Origin of the sequence: Caproicibacterium argilliputei (genome assembly GCF_029211325.2) — a bacterium.
GTDB lineage: Bacteria > Bacillota > Clostridia > Oscillospirales > Acutalibacteraceae > Caproicibacterium > Caproicibacterium argilliputei.
The window spans coordinates 705,196-718,151 of sequence record NZ_CP135996.1 but is presented as its reverse complement, the minus strand read 5'-3'; the positions used below and the strand labels follow the sequence as shown (position 1 = coordinate 718,151).

12 protein-coding genes are annotated in these 12,956 nt (G+C 50.7%); 3 read left to right on the top strand and 9 right to left on the bottom strand.

All coding sequences use genetic code 11. From position 1 onward, the window contains the following. Positions 1-314: 314 nt before the first annotated feature. The 4 genes from cas3 to PXC00_RS03360 form a co-directional block, all read right to left on the bottom strand. Positions 315-2,483: a CRISPR-associated helicase Cas3' gene (cas3, locus tag PXC00_RS03375; protein WP_275846091.1), complete on the bottom strand. Its 2,169-nt coding sequence runs from the start codon at positions 2,481-2,483 to the stop codon at positions 315-317. A 383-nt stretch (positions 2,484-2,866) separates the two neighbouring features. Then, complete coding sequence (locus PXC00_RS03370; protein ID WP_275846092.1) at positions 2,867-3,424, bottom strand: carbohydrate ABC transporter permease; 558 nt, start codon at positions 3,422-3,424, stop codon at positions 2,867-2,869. Then, positions 3,367-4,209: a sugar ABC transporter permease gene (locus PXC00_RS03365; RefSeq protein ID WP_275846093.1), complete on the bottom strand. Its 843-nt coding sequence runs from the start codon at positions 4,207-4,209 to the stop codon at positions 3,367-3,369. Before PXC00_RS03365 ends, PXC00_RS03370 begins: the two co-directional genes overlap by 58 nt. 97 nt (positions 4,210-4,306) lie before the next feature. After that, complete coding sequence (locus PXC00_RS03360) at positions 4,307-5,851, bottom strand: ABC transporter substrate-binding protein (protein ID WP_275846094.1); 1,545 nt, start codon at positions 5,849-5,851, stop codon at positions 4,307-4,309. Between the two features lie 317 nt (positions 5,852-6,168). Between PXC00_RS03360 and PXC00_RS03355 the strand changes: the two genes are divergently transcribed. Continuing rightward, positions 6,169-7,389, top strand: a complete 1,221-nt coding sequence (locus PXC00_RS03355; protein WP_316935083.1) for a helix-turn-helix domain-containing protein — start codon at positions 6,169-6,171, stop codon at positions 7,387-7,389. Positions 7,390-7,436: 47 nt separating this feature from the next. On the opposite strand, the gene PXC00_RS03350 is transcribed toward PXC00_RS03355, so the two are convergent. The 5 genes from PXC00_RS03350 to PXC00_RS03330 all read right to left on the bottom strand — a co-directional run bounded on the left by PXC00_RS03350 (position 7,437) and on the right by PXC00_RS03330 (position 11,476). Then, positions 7,437-7,589, bottom strand: coding sequence for a FeoB-associated Cys-rich membrane protein (locus PXC00_RS03350; RefSeq protein ID WP_275846096.1), 153 nt, complete (start codon positions 7,587-7,589; stop codon positions 7,437-7,439). A 21-nt stretch (positions 7,590-7,610) separates the two neighbouring features. After that, positions 7,611-9,773 (bottom strand): ferrous iron transport protein B, encoded by a 2,163-nt coding sequence (gene feoB, locus PXC00_RS03345; protein ID WP_316935082.1) that lies wholly within the window; start codon positions 9,771-9,773, stop codon positions 7,611-7,613. A 75-nt stretch (positions 9,774-9,848) separates the two neighbouring features. After that, positions 9,849-10,070 carry a FeoA family protein gene (locus tag PXC00_RS03340; RefSeq protein ID WP_275846098.1) on the bottom strand — a complete coding sequence of 74 codons (222 nt, stop codon included), beginning with the start codon at positions 10,068-10,070 and terminating at the stop codon, positions 9,849-9,851. A gap of 12 nt (positions 10,071-10,082) precedes the next feature. After that, positions 10,083-10,295 carry a FeoA family protein gene (locus PXC00_RS03335; RefSeq protein ID WP_275846099.1) on the bottom strand — a complete coding sequence of 71 codons (213 nt, stop codon included), beginning with the start codon at positions 10,293-10,295 and terminating at the stop codon, positions 10,083-10,085. A 272-nt stretch (positions 10,296-10,567) separates the two neighbouring features. Further along, positions 10,568-11,476: a LysR family transcriptional regulator gene (locus tag PXC00_RS03330; RefSeq protein WP_275846100.1), complete on the bottom strand. Its 909-nt coding sequence runs from the start codon at positions 11,474-11,476 to the stop codon at positions 10,568-10,570. 132 nt (positions 11,477-11,608) lie between these two features. Between PXC00_RS03330 and PXC00_RS03325 the strand changes: the two genes are divergently transcribed. Together PXC00_RS03325 and PXC00_RS03320 are read left to right on the top strand one after the other, a co-directional pair. Further along, complete coding sequence (locus PXC00_RS03325; protein WP_316935081.1) at positions 11,609-12,391, top strand: DAPG hydrolase family protein; 783 nt, start codon at positions 11,609-11,611, stop codon at positions 12,389-12,391. Continuing rightward, a complete protein-coding gene (locus PXC00_RS03320; RefSeq protein ID WP_316935080.1) occupies positions 12,391-12,951 on the top strand; it encodes a DUF1097 family protein in 561 nt (186 codons plus the stop codon). Before PXC00_RS03325 ends, PXC00_RS03320 begins: the two co-directional genes overlap by 1 nt. Positions 12,952-12,956: the final 5 nt, after the last annotated feature.

The following is a 12,956-nucleotide window of genomic DNA, read 5'->3' as shown; positions in this document are numbered from 1 at the left end:
TCTGATTGTTTCTGCTTCGGAAATTTTTCTTTAGGCTGCCTTTTGTTTTCCATGGATGATATTTACATCGTATCACGGACGATCTGAAATGTCAATAATTTTTTCTTAGAATTTATTTTTGTCTGGTAAGCTAATGATAATTGTGGTTCGACGATTGTTTCTTTACTTTTTAGTGGCAGCAATATATACTGGTTATCAGTCCGGACCTTTCTGTATCGACTCGGAAAGGTCCTGTGGGTTGAAACTTAGATTTTATCATTGTCGGGTAGGGAATACAGCCGGGCGGGTCACTCCGCACCGGCTTATTCTATACGTTACTGGATAAGCCCGAATCCGCCGTCATTTTGAAAGCTAAGCCCCAGCTTTGTGTCATACAGGTTTTTCACCGTCAGAATTCCAAGGCGCTCCCCCACCATCACAAGGGACGGATAAAGTTCCTGAAAATGATTTTGATAAACACTGACGCAGTACTGCCCAAGCAGCCGGTAAAATGATACATCTGGCTGGAATGCTTCCTGCTGCAGCTGTGAAGCCATCCTGCGACTGGTTTCGTCACACGGTATGAAGATGGTCCAAGTATCGTTTTCAATAAACCGAAAATTTCTTGCTGCCGTCTTAAACGGAAAAATTCCGTTGCTCAGAGCGCCGTCTTCAAAGCCTTTTACAATTCCTTTCAAATCCACCGCGCTGCCCTTATCCTTATAAAGCGCTGAAAAATACGCCTGCGTCACCGCCGGAAGCGTCATGTCTTCTACACCAGCCGTTACACTCTGCGCCTCCTGTACCGGCAGCTTCAGTGCGTCCGGCACACGGTACTTGCTTTCCGGCTGAAAAAGGAAGACCACACTGTCCTGCGCGGCATTTTTCCCTTCGCGGTTGCAGCGTCCGCCCGCCTGTATTTCGCTGTCCAGCCCGGCGTACGCCCGATAGACCGTTGGAAAGTCCACATCCACACCGGCTTCAATCAGGCTTGTTGAAACCACTCTGCACGGTTTTTTGTCATCCAGCCGTTTCCGAATTTTCTCTAAAGCGTCACGTCTGTCCCGCGGCGTCATCAGGGTGGAAAGGTGGAAGCACCCCTCTCCGTTCAAAAGCTGATAGACATTTTTGGCTTGTTTGCGAGTCTGGACAATACACAGAACCTGCTTCAAATCGTTCAGCCTTTGTGCCAGTTCCTCATCTGTCAACTCCCCAAGGGGTTCGTAGCGCACGCGGCGGAACAAGGAATACAACTCTTCTGTATTTGGGCAAATCTCCTTAGACTGCAAATTCGGTGCGTATTCCTTAAAAAACGGCTGCAGCGCCGGCTGTGTCGCCGTACACAGCACACAGGAGGTTCCGTAGTTAACCGTCAGCTCTGCAATGGCATCCACACACGGCTTCAAATACGATACCGGCAGCGTCTGCACTTCATCAAATACCACCACACTGTCGGCAAGATTGTGCAGTTTGCGACAGGCAGAGGTTTTGTTTGAAAAGAGCGACTCAAAAAACTGCACCGCTGTGGTTACCACAACGGGCATATCCCAGTTTTCGGTCGCCAGCCGTCTTTCAGCGAGTTGCTCGTTCTCATCATCGTATTCCGCGCCGGAGTAGTGCGCCAAAACATTTTTCGCACCTAAAATTTCGCCGAACGTATCCACTGTTTGTTCAATAATTGAGCAGTACGGAATCACGTAGAAAATGCGCCGCATATGGTGCGCCACTGCATGGTGCAGGGCAAACGCCAGGGACGCGACTGTTTTTCCGCCCCCCGTGGGCACTGTTAAGGTAAAAAGGCCTTTTTCAGAATCTGTTCCTTCGCGGATACAGGTTTTTAAAATTTCGCTGCGCTTTTGGTTGAGCCCCTCCTTTCCTTCCAACCAGTGTTTTTCGTTCAGAAAGCTCTCCAGTTTCTTTAAAAGCGCCAGCAAGTCACAGCCGTTCCATGCTCTGACTTCCTGATTCTTCATAAATGCTTCCGTATCCAAAAAGTCCGCATCCACAAGGCACGAAAAAAGCATTCGTATGAAAAAGGAATTGGTAAAGCCGCCTGCCCCCAACTGCGTTAATTGAGGCGGATTCGGCCGCTGAAGGGAAATCTCCTGCTTATAAACTTGATATTCCTTGTTGATTTCTTTTGTCATTCTGCCGTACAGCGTCCCCGACGTCTGGCTGCTGTCCATTTGCCCACCGCCGTTCATCAAACCGGCGTGGTGCCCCGCTATGCAGTAAGCCCCCGAAATTCCGCAGATTGGCAGGATTTCCTGCGCACCTGCCGTAGAGTGGTCTGGCTTTTTCAGTGCGCCCCGCAGATGTTCCTGAAAGTCCTTCGTGTATTTTCCAACGTCATGCGCCAGCCCGCACTGCTCTGCCATACCGCCCGCACCGAATGGTTCCGCGAATTGTTTCGCCAAAGCCGCAACGTTTTCCAGATGTTCCTTGACGGTTTGAACGGTCTTGTCCTCTCTGATATGCGCTGCATATTCTGTTCCGTCTTCCATTTTTACAGACCTCCAACTTCTTTTGATTTTTACCCATGCTACCGCAGAAAAAGGGGCAGCCTTTTTCTGATTCCACTTTTTTAAGATTGCTATCCGGAACCATAAAAATTGAAATTTCTGTTCTTCTATCCTAACACTCGATCCCCCACTATTTCTATCTCTACTTTCCGTATCACTAACAGATCCACCATGATGCCAGCGTATAACCTGTTATACAAAAAGGAATCTGGAAAATTTTTCACAACCTCATTCTACAACAAAAAATCGGAGCAGCCAACCCCTTTTAGGTGACTGCTCCGACTTTTTTGGGAAATGCTCTACAGCATCCTCCTTTTTATAACTTGATCTGCACAGCAGAAATGGATCTAACCCGTATATGTCTTTCAGCCTTTTACCGCTCCTACCATGATTCCCTTCTGGAAATACTTCTGGAAGAACGGATAGATGACCATAATCGGCAGCGCCGCAATCACTGCAATGGCCATGCGCACTCCAGAAGCCGGCATTGCGCTGGTTGACACCGACTGCTTCACCACGCCGCTGGACAGCGTCTGAATGTCCTGCAGCATTTGGTTCAGCAAAACCTGAATGCTGAATTTGTGAGAGTCAGAAATGTAAATCAAGCCGTTCATCCAGTCATTCCAGTAGTTCAGCCCGGAGAACAACCCCAGCGTCGCCACAATCGGCAGCGCCAGCGGCATGACAATCTTAAACAGAATAATGGCTTCGTTTGCGCCGTCAATCTGTGCCGCTTCGATCAAAGAAGTCGGAATGCTGTTTTCAAAATAGGTTTTCATCAGAATGATGAAAAATGCATTGGTCAGCAGTCCGGGCAGGATGTATGCGGCAAGCGAATCTTTCATTTGAAAGACCTGTGTCCACATTAAGTAGCTTGGCACCAGGCCGCCGTTAAACAGCATGGTAAACACCACGAAGAACATAAAAAACTTTCGCTTCGGCAGATCTTTCCGTGACAGCGGGTAAGCCAGCATTGCCGTGATGACAATGCTCGCAGTCGTGCCGATGAGCGTAACGAGAACGGTAATTCCGTAAGCACTGGCAATGGTGCTGAAGCTGTCGCCCAGATACTGGTATGCCGCCAGGCTGAATTTGCATAGTAGCTTTTGTCAATCCCGACAATGGAGGAAGGGTACATAATTGCTGAGTAGCCAAGGCCCTTCCAGATGTTCACAATCAGCAGAATTGCCGGCCAGTACTTTGGTTCGTTGTACCACGAAATTTCACCGATGCCCAGCGGCTTTAAGATACTGTTGTTGATAAAGCCTGTCTGGGTACTCAGCATACCGTAAGCCAAATAGCTGACAATAACCATGGAGATCAACTGCGGAAACAGAATGACCGTCTGGTACAGTTTAGAGAAAAACTTCTTGGTAATTTCATTCAGCAGGATTGCCACGAACACCCCCAGCACCGTGCCAACCACCATGAACACCAGATTGTAAAGGATGGTGTTGCGGGTGATTACAAAGGCATCCGTTGTTGAAAACAGAAATTTGAAGTTGTCAAGACCTGCCCAGCTGCTGCCGAATATTCCCTTGCGGTAATTGTACTTTTTAAACGCAATGATGATACCAAACATCGGAATGTAGTTGTTAATCAGCAAATACAGCAGTCCGGGCAGCATCATGAGGTACAAGAGCCAGTATCGGGAGTTCTTTTTGTGTGTACTGCGCCGGCTGGCGATCGCATACGAAGGCTTTGCCATAAAATGAATCGATCCTTTCCTTGAAATCTATACACAGAAACAGGGATGACACAGAATGCATTCCTGCCATCCCCGTTTGCAGCGGTCTGCTAAAAACTTACTTGCTTGCTTTCAGCCAGCTGTCCAGTTGCTTCTGTTTTTCTGCAACGTAATTCTCGATGCCACTTGCCTTCAGCTTTTGAATCATCTGCGGCAGCACGGTATCCGGGTCGCTGACGCCGTCTTCCAAAGAAACGCGGTACTGCGTCAGCACATTGGAAATGCTGGAGTTTTCCGTTGTCAGGTCAGAGTTGTCAAACGAGAAGCCAACTGCCTTGGAATCCACAACCGTCTTGTTGTAAGCATCCGTGTTTTTCAGGTAATCCGGGTCGTAATCCTTGAGCTGATACTGCAGCTTCTGGTTGGGGAACTCCCAAGCGTTTGCAGCACCAAAGGTTGCGTACCAGTTTTTGCTCATATCTGCGCCGGACGGGAACGACACAGCCTTATTACCGGAGCTGTTTTTCACGATGTTGTAATCCGTACCCTGCACGCCGTACACCAGATCGTTCATGAGCTCTTCGTTTTTATACATAAGGTTCAGGAACTGCATGGCTTTGTCCGGATTCTTTGAGTTCTTTGTCAGTGTCCACAGCCCCTGTGAAGTGGTTGCATACGGCGTAACCATCTGCACGACATTAACGGCGCAGCCGGTTGACATCTGCACATCCGCGGCAATATCCTTAACATCTGCGTAAGTCTGGTAAAGGCTTGCAAAGGCTTTCCCGGATTTGAGCAGGGTGGTGGCGGCATCCGTATTGGTCGTGATATCTTTCATAATCAGACCTTCTTTGTACCAACGGTGCACCATATCCAGTTTTTCCTTGTACTCTTTCTGCTCATACAGATTGACAACCTTCGTGTCGCTGCCTTTGTTCATCAAAACGCCAATGCCATCGCCGAGGATATCCCAGTCGTGCGCAGTATCAATCAGTGTAACACTATTGGACTGCGATACCAGCGGATACAGCGACGGGTCTTTCTGATGCACAACTTTCAGAGCTGCCTCCAAAGAATCATAGTCTGTAATTTTAGAAGCATCAATGCCATACTTCTTGCAAAGATCCTGGCGCATCACCACGCCGTAGCCGGCGCCATTGTAGCGGTTTGCCACTGACACGGCATACTGTTCGCCATTCATCTGGCCGTTTTTCATGTATGCCGTGCCGACTGCCTTTTCAATATCAGGCGCGTCCTGCTGCAGATATTTTTCCATGCTGAGAATCTGTCCGTTTGCATAATAAGTCGGCAGACTGGAACCGAAGCAGTACATCAGATCCAGGCTTTCTGTTCCGGACAGCATCAGGTTAATCTTCTGCTGCCAAGCGCCGATGCTAATGGGCAAAAACTTCACTTTAACATTGATTTCTTTTTCCGCAATCTTGTTAATCGCCTGAAATGCCGCCGAGTTAGTGTCCGGTGTGGTGCCAAATGTAATGAACGCCATGGTAACCTCTGTCGGCGTACCGCTTTCTGCAGACTTTGCCGCGGTGCTGCCCGCTGTGCCTCCCGAACTGCTTGTGCTGCTGCCGCATCCGGTAAATACAGTACCGACCATGGCGGCTGCAACCAGAAATGCTGCGATCCTTTTCTTCCTGCTCATTTTCTTTCCTCCTACCTAATTCCACAAATAATGATAAGCTAAAACGAACGCCTCTCCAGTAAGCAACTGCAATGTGTGGCATTTGCTTGGAATATGAATAATCATAGTCAGAAATTGATATTCGGAATATCAAAATTTATATATTTTTGATACAATCAGCAGATTAAATGTACTTTTTTTATAAATTGAGGACACTGGGGCTGTGCTGTGTCTAGCATTTTCCATAAAATTCCGCTAAAATAAAAGAAAACGGAACGCACACCACACGCCTGCCCGAAAAAGCAGGCGGTTTCGCACGCAAAGCAGGTGACAGAAAAATGGAGCAGTATCATGTTCTTTGCAAATCCTTAAGCAAACTTCTGGATACAACCGTGCGTTATTTTGACCGGGAAATGACCATGCTGTGCATCTTTCCGCGCCAGTCCGGCACAGAGGATGCCCTGAAAACAGACTATGCCCTGCTGGTTTCCATGCTGCAGGAAAGTTTAAATGGAAATGAGCCTGTGGTCTTTGTCCATGCGCACAAATACTACGCACTGGTACCCGTTCTGCAGGAAAAAATTCTGTGCGGCCTTTACATCATTGGCCCTGTACAAGAGAAGCTAGACAAAAAATCTAACTTGGCGTTCAGCGCCAAGCTGACATCGGCTGTCACGCTGATTCACTTTGAAGCATCTGGTGAGTTGCTGGAAGAATCTGAAATCCTTTTTCTGGGCAGCATGAACGACACCCGGCTTGAAACCAAAAAGGATTTTGACAAAAACCTGCAGTCTGCCAGAGAGCTGAACCGCTACCACGGAACGTACCAGTACGAAAAACTCCTGTGGCTGTGCATCCGCACCGACGACCTGAAGAACCTCAAGTTTTACTCCGCAATGCCCTACACCGGTAATGTGGGCATAATGGTTTCAAACCCGAACGACAACCTTCGGCAGTCCAAAAATGCCTTTATCGCCTTTGTCACCATGGCAACGCGTGCCGCCATTGACGGCGGTCTAAACATCGAAGTGGCATACACTCTTTCCGACACGTACATTCAGCGGGTGGAAAGCGCCGCTTCTGCGCTGGAAGTTGACAGCCTGGCAGAAAAGGTGCTGCTGGAGTTCACCACCCGCGTCAAGCGTTCCAAGCTCAGTTCCTACTCCAAGCCGATTCAAAAGTGCATGGAGTATGTGCAGAACCATATTTTCGAAAAACTGAAGGTACAAACGATTGCCGCCTACACCGGGTACAACAGCAGCTATTTGGCGCAACTCTTTAAAAAGGAAACGCGCCAGTCACTGGTCGATTACATCAATGAACAAAAAATTGAGGAGGCGCAGGGGCTTCTCAAATACTCGGAATATTCTTCTTCCGAAATTTCTTACCTGCTTTCCTATTCTTCGCAAAGCTACTTTATCTCCCTATTTAAGAAGCACACCGGCCTGACGCCGAAGGAATACCAGTTGCAGTCCGCACAGATGCCGCTGTTTGATGAGCATGGAAATTTTCAAGGAACAAGCCACGCAGACACCGCCTCCTCCGTACAGGGCGCATAAGGACAAAAAAAAGGCGGGCAAAAAGCCCGCCTTTTTTGATACCGTTTTTACTTGGGATGGCAGTTACCGGAGCAGCTGCTGCAGCCTCCGCTGCAACCGCTGCAGCCGCCTTTGCCATGTTTTCGATTATAGATTTCCCTGGCAATGACCGCTGCCATTAGCGCCACCAAGACCAGTGTAATAAGAACTGTTGCAAGCATGAAGCCGCACCTCCTGTCGTTTTACCTGCCGGCGGCGGCCGAAACCGCACGAACCGACTCTGTATTGTGTTCTTTATACTTATTTTTCCGTGCAACCAGATAGATAATTAACGCAATCACTGCAAGTGCAAACGCTGTGCCGACGCTGAAGGAAGCACCGGTGAAAAGAACGCCGAACTGGTAGCAGATGAACGCCAGTGCATAACCAACCGCGCACTGGTAGCCGATGGCGATCCAGCCCCATTTGCGGCTGCCCATCTCGCGCATGGTGGTTGCCATGGCAACCAGGCAGGGCGGGTCAAACAGGTTAAGCACCATGAAGGAAAACGCGCCCGCTGCCGTAAACATGGTGGCAATCCCAGCAGAAACCGCGCTGTCAGCAGCTCCGTCTGCAACGCCGTTGAGCACAGCCAGCGTACCGATTGCCTGTTCCTTTGCCATCTCTGCGCTGATGACCGCGACCGCACCTTTCCAGTTGCCAAAGCCAAGCGGAGCAAAGAACCAGGAAACGGCACCGCCGATGCTTGCCAAAATGCTCTGGTCAATCTGGTCATCCAGGAACTGCATATTCCAGCTGAACTTGGACAGCAGCCAAATCACAACGCAGGCAACAAAAATAATGGTACCTGCCTTGATAATGAATGCACGTGCGCGCTCCCACATATGAATCAGCACGCCCTTGAAAGACGGAATGTGATACGCCGGCAGTTCCATGACGAACGGTGCCGGGTCCCCACCAAAATACTTGGTCTTCTTCATCGCAATACCGGACAGCACAATAATGACAATGCCGAGCAGATACATGGCCGGCGCAATGAATGAAGAATGCGGGAAGAAGGTCACGGTAATCATGCCAATAATCACCGTTTTTGCAGTGCAGGGAATGAACGGTGCCAGCATAATGGTCATGCGGCGATCCTTTTCATTCTCAATGGTACGGGTTGCCATGATAGCGGGCACGCCGCAGCCGGAGCCAATCAGCATGGGAATAAAGGACTTGCCAGAAAGACCGAAGCGGCGGAAAATGCGGTCCATGATGAACGCCACACGTGCCATATAACCGGAATCCTCCAAAACGGACAGGAAGAAGAAAATCAGCAGCATCTGCGGCACAAAGCCCAAAACCGTACCCACACCGCCGATGATACCGTCCACCAGCAGGCTCTGCAGCCACGGCGCCGCATTCACACTGGTCAACCAGCCGGTTACTGCGTCCGGAATGACGGCGCCGAACAGCGTGTCATTCATGAAACTGGTCGCCACATCGCCGACTGTCGTCACAGAGATGTAATACATCAGCCAAATGATGCCCGCAAAAATCGGCAAAGCAAGAATGCGGTTGGTCACGATGCGGTCAATCTTATCAGAGGTTGTCAAGCTGCCTTTTTTTGCTCTTTTACGCACAGCCTTGTTGATTACGCCCTTTATGTACGCATAGCGCTGGTTGGTGATGATGCTCTCCGCGTCATCCTCCATCTCCTTTTCGCACTCGGCAATATGCGCTTCCAGGTGGGCTTTGAGCGCTTCGTCCAGGTTCAGCTCCTCCTGCACCTTTTCATCGCGCTCGAACAGTTTGATGGCATACCAACGCAGATTTTTGAGATCCACCTTTGCCTGAATAGATTCCTCCACATGGGCAATGGCGTGCTCGACGCTGCCTTCAAAGACGTGGGGCCGGTCGCCCGGCTGTACGGTAGAGGCTGCCAGAGATGCTGCCTGCTCTGCCGCCTCCATGCCGCCCTTGCCTTTCAGCGCGCTGATTTCAACCACCCTGCAGTGCAGCTCCGCGCCAAGCTTTTGGGTATCAATGAGATCTCCGCTTTTCTGCACCAAGTCCATCATATTGACTGCAATCAGCACCGGAATGCCGAGTTCCAGCAGCTGGGTCGTCAGGTACAGATTCCGCTCAATGTTGGTACCGTCGATGATGTTCAGGATGACGTCCGGCTTCTCATTGACCAAATAGTTGCGCGTCACGACTTCTTCCAGCGTATACGGCGAAAGCGAGTAAATGCCGGGCAAATCCTGAATAATGACATCCTTGTGCCCTTTCAGGCGGCCTTCCTTCTTTTCCACCGTTACACCCGGCCAGTTGCCGACATACTGGCTGGAGCCGGTCAAGTCATTGAACAGCGTGGTTTTGCCGCAGTTCGGGTTGCCGGCCAGTGCAATTGTAATTGCCATTTGCTTTCCTCCTCAAAATCATTTTTAGCATACACAAACTTTATTAGTTGAGGCTAACTTATGCCCATAAAGAAGTCATTCGACTTCAATCAGTTCGGCATCTGCTTTGCGCACAGAAAGTTCATATCCGCGCACATGCAGCTCCATGGGGTCACCCAGCGGCGCAACCTTGCGCACAGTAAGCTCGGTTCCCTTGGTAAGCCCCATGTCCATAATGCGGCGCTTCACGGCACCCTCGCCGTGAAGCCTGACAATTGTTGCGCTTTCGCTGACTTTTACATCTTTCAGTGTTTTCACTATGCTCTCCCCCTAAAATTGAATTCGATTTGCCATGGTTCTGTCCAGCGCAATCCGGCTGTCTTTCACCTGTAAAATCAGGCTGCCGCCAAGTTCACTGACCACCACCACTTCTCCGCCGACAACGAACCCAAGCTCTGCCAAGTGCTGGCGCACCTCGTCTTTTCCGCCAATACGGCGAATGGTGACCGGTTCTCCCGGCTCTGCCATCGAAATCGGCATCATCCCTTCCACCCCCTGTTTATGAACAGCTTGCTGACCACCGTGCAAAGTAAAAGATTAGCGCGCGCTAACCTTTCGACGCTTATAGTTTACCACCGCTAACTGAGGTTGTCAACCGCGATTTTAAATTTTTTCATTCTTCTTTTTGTTTTTGTACTGGCTGCAGCTGTCCGCGGTAGATTGGAAAGATGCAGGCAAGTACGTTACCGAAAAACGCAGGAAACAACTTGCCCTGCCACTGTTTTTTCTGAAAAAAGTCCGAAACAGCCCGCACCTCAGCCGGATATTTTTCCAGCAAAAGTTTCCAGCATAAAATCGCGGAACCGTCTGGCAGGTTCCAACAGATTCTCATCCCGCCACGCACAGACGCCGTACACTTCCAAAGAAAAGTTTTCCAGTTTCAGCAGGCGCACTGCCGCTTCGTGGTCTTTCACAAAGCCTTTTCCGGTGATGGCAACGCCCTCCTGCCGGCTCACTTTCATAAACTGACTCGGCACATTTTCCACGGTGACAAATGTTGGGGAAGCCTGAAACGGCCGGAACGCCTCATCAAAGTGCGCCATAATATTTGATGAAATCTGTGAGGAAATGACCACAAAGGTTTCCCGGCGAATCTCCCACGGTGTCACTGACCCGCGCTGCGCCAGAGGGTGCTGCGGTGCAACTGCCAGGTAAAACGGAATACGTGCCATGCGCAGCGTCCGGTACTGCGGCGCCGACTCCATTTCCAAATTGGTTGTGAACAAAAAGTCGCAGGAGCCGGCCTTTTCTTTTATTTCATCAAAGCCGTAGAGGTTCGGGTCAATTTTCAAATCCGGGTGCAGGCTCTCAAACTGGGAAGCCAGCGGTGCCAGCTTTGACTCAAAATCAAACCCATACAGCAGGCCGATGCGAATACATCCGCAACCCTGTGCATCGGAAAGCTGCTGCGCCAAATGCACCGAGGTTTCCCATTCCATACGCATCCCGCCCCAGCGTGCGTTCAGCAGATTTCCCGCAGATGTCAGCTCTACACTGCGGCTGCTGCGCTGCAACAGCCGCACGCCCAGTTCTGCTTCCAGGTGTTTAATCCATTTGGTCACTGTCGGCTGGGAAACATACAGCTCCGCTGCCGCCCGGGTAAAGCTTTTGTATGCTGCCACGGTTAAAAACGCTTCGATTTCCTCTATGCTGATTTTGTACATTTGCATCACCCTCTGCATTGTAACACAATCTATTATAATATGGAATAGATACGCAAAAAAATAGAATTGGACATTGTTAAATATGTGACGATATAATAAGAACAGAAAAAAAGAATTGAGGGGGCAAAAACTTTGGTCGAACTGACAGAAGAGGAAAAGAAACTGCCGTACGTCAAATATTTCTATCGGGACCTTGCAAAGGTGCCGGAAGAAAAGCTGCGCATCGCACAGGGAGCACCCGCCGACCCGCGCACAGCTCTGCCGCTGGAAGAGCGCAACCGCTTCCTGGCAGGTACCGACGCCGGTCTGACCTGCGGTTTCACCGTAATGCCAGACGGACTCGGCTATGTTGCAAACAGCACCTTTATGCCGAACGTCACCGTTGAGATGTGTGAGTGGTGGTTCGGTTGGCACAGCGTTGGCAGTGACCTGCGCTACAAACTCTGGGATCACGATGACCACTATCACGCACGCGCGGATAAGCCGGATTATGTCAAAGACCCACACGTGCCGCTGGCGCAGAAGACCTGGGGCGTCCGCCACTTTATAAAGGAAGACATCGGCTTCGGCCCGGAGGAAATGTACCTCTGCTTTGCCGCGCCGCAGGATTTGGGCTACGACCCCGCGCTGATTGGAACGGATGCGTGCCCCTCCTTGGTGTGTGGCACCGGCGAGGGAAAATCCCCCGCACTGATGACGCACAAATTCTGCAGCGTACCGGGCGGTGTGCAGTTCGTCAGCCGCTTCTGGATGGGAGTCGGGATGAAAGACGGAAAAGTAACGCGCCTGCTGCCGGAAGGCGCACGCGTGCCGGAGGCAGCCCCGCGTGCGCTCTTCTCTCACAACATTAAAGAATTTACAAACCTCGCCTCGCTGCTGCCCGCGCTTTATGCGGAAGAAAAGGACAACTGGTGATGAAGAACGGACAGAAGCCCTCTCGCCTAACTGTACGCGATGCGCTGCCTGCCGCAGTCGGGGTGGCGTTGCTGCCGCCTCTCTGGGCAGTGGTCAGTGCACTGGCAGGCATCCCGTTCGGATGGGTATCGCTCGCCAGTGCGGGTATGCTGCTGCCGTTTCACGAGCCTCTGCGTGCCGGCGTGCGGCAATCCCTCTCCTTTTTCATGGGCTGCATATGGGGGCTGACCGCCACCATCGCCATGTCTGCACTGCCGCTGCCGCAAATGTCCGCACTGTTTCTGGTGCTCTGCGTCTGGGGCTTTGCGGCGGTGCTGCTCAGCGAAGTTGCCTTTCGGCAAAAGACGGTGCTCGCCATCTGGCTGGGCTCGTGGGCAATTGCCTTGGGAACTTTCGGTGAAAGCACACCGGCAAACTACGCTGCCGTTTTTGGCAAGCTGCTGCTGGCCATGCTGTGCGGCGTGTGGTACATCGGCCTGCTGAACCAAAAATTTCAGGCGCTGCTTGACCGGCATCTCCGCTGTGAAAAAGCGTCGCATACCCATGAAAAGCAAGCATAACTCTG

What these genes read in the sequence shown, in the direction of transcription:
- cas3 (WP_275846091.1), bottom strand. Translation starts at nt 2,483, where the DNA reads ATGGAAGACGGAACAGAATATGCAGCGCATATCAGAGAGGACAAGACC.
- PXC00_RS03370 (WP_275846092.1), bottom strand. Translation starts at nt 3,424, where the DNA reads ATGTTCTTCGTGGTGTTTACCATGCTGTTTAACGGCGGCCTGGTGCCA.
- PXC00_RS03365 (WP_275846093.1), bottom strand. Translation starts at nt 4,209, where the DNA reads ATGGCAAAGCCTTCGTATGCGATCGCCAGCCGGCGCAGTACACACAAA.
- PXC00_RS03360 (WP_275846094.1), bottom strand. Translation starts at nt 5,851, where the DNA reads ATGAGCAGGAAGAAAAGGATCGCAGCATTTCTGGTTGCAGCCGCCATG.
- PXC00_RS03355 (WP_316935083.1), top strand. Translation starts at nt 6,169, where the DNA reads ATGGAGCAGTATCATGTTCTTTGCAAATCCTTAAGCAAACTTCTGGAT.
- PXC00_RS03350 (WP_275846096.1), bottom strand. Translation starts at nt 7,589, where the DNA reads ATGCTTGCAACAGTTCTTATTACACTGGTCTTGGTGGCGCTAATGGCA.
- feoB (WP_316935082.1), bottom strand. Translation starts at nt 9,773, where the DNA reads ATGGCAATTACAATTGCACTGGCCGGCAACCCGAACTGCGGCAAAACC.
- PXC00_RS03335 (WP_275846099.1), bottom strand. Translation starts at nt 10,295, where the DNA reads ATGATGCCGATTTCGATGGCAGAGCCGGGAGAACCGGTCACCATTCGC.
- PXC00_RS03330 (WP_275846100.1), bottom strand. Translation starts at nt 11,476, where the DNA reads ATGTACAAAATCAGCATAGAGGAAATCGAAGCGTTTTTAACCGTGGCA.
- PXC00_RS03320 (WP_316935080.1), top strand. Translation starts at nt 12,391, where the DNA reads ATGAAGAACGGACAGAAGCCCTCTCGCCTAACTGTACGCGATGCGCTG.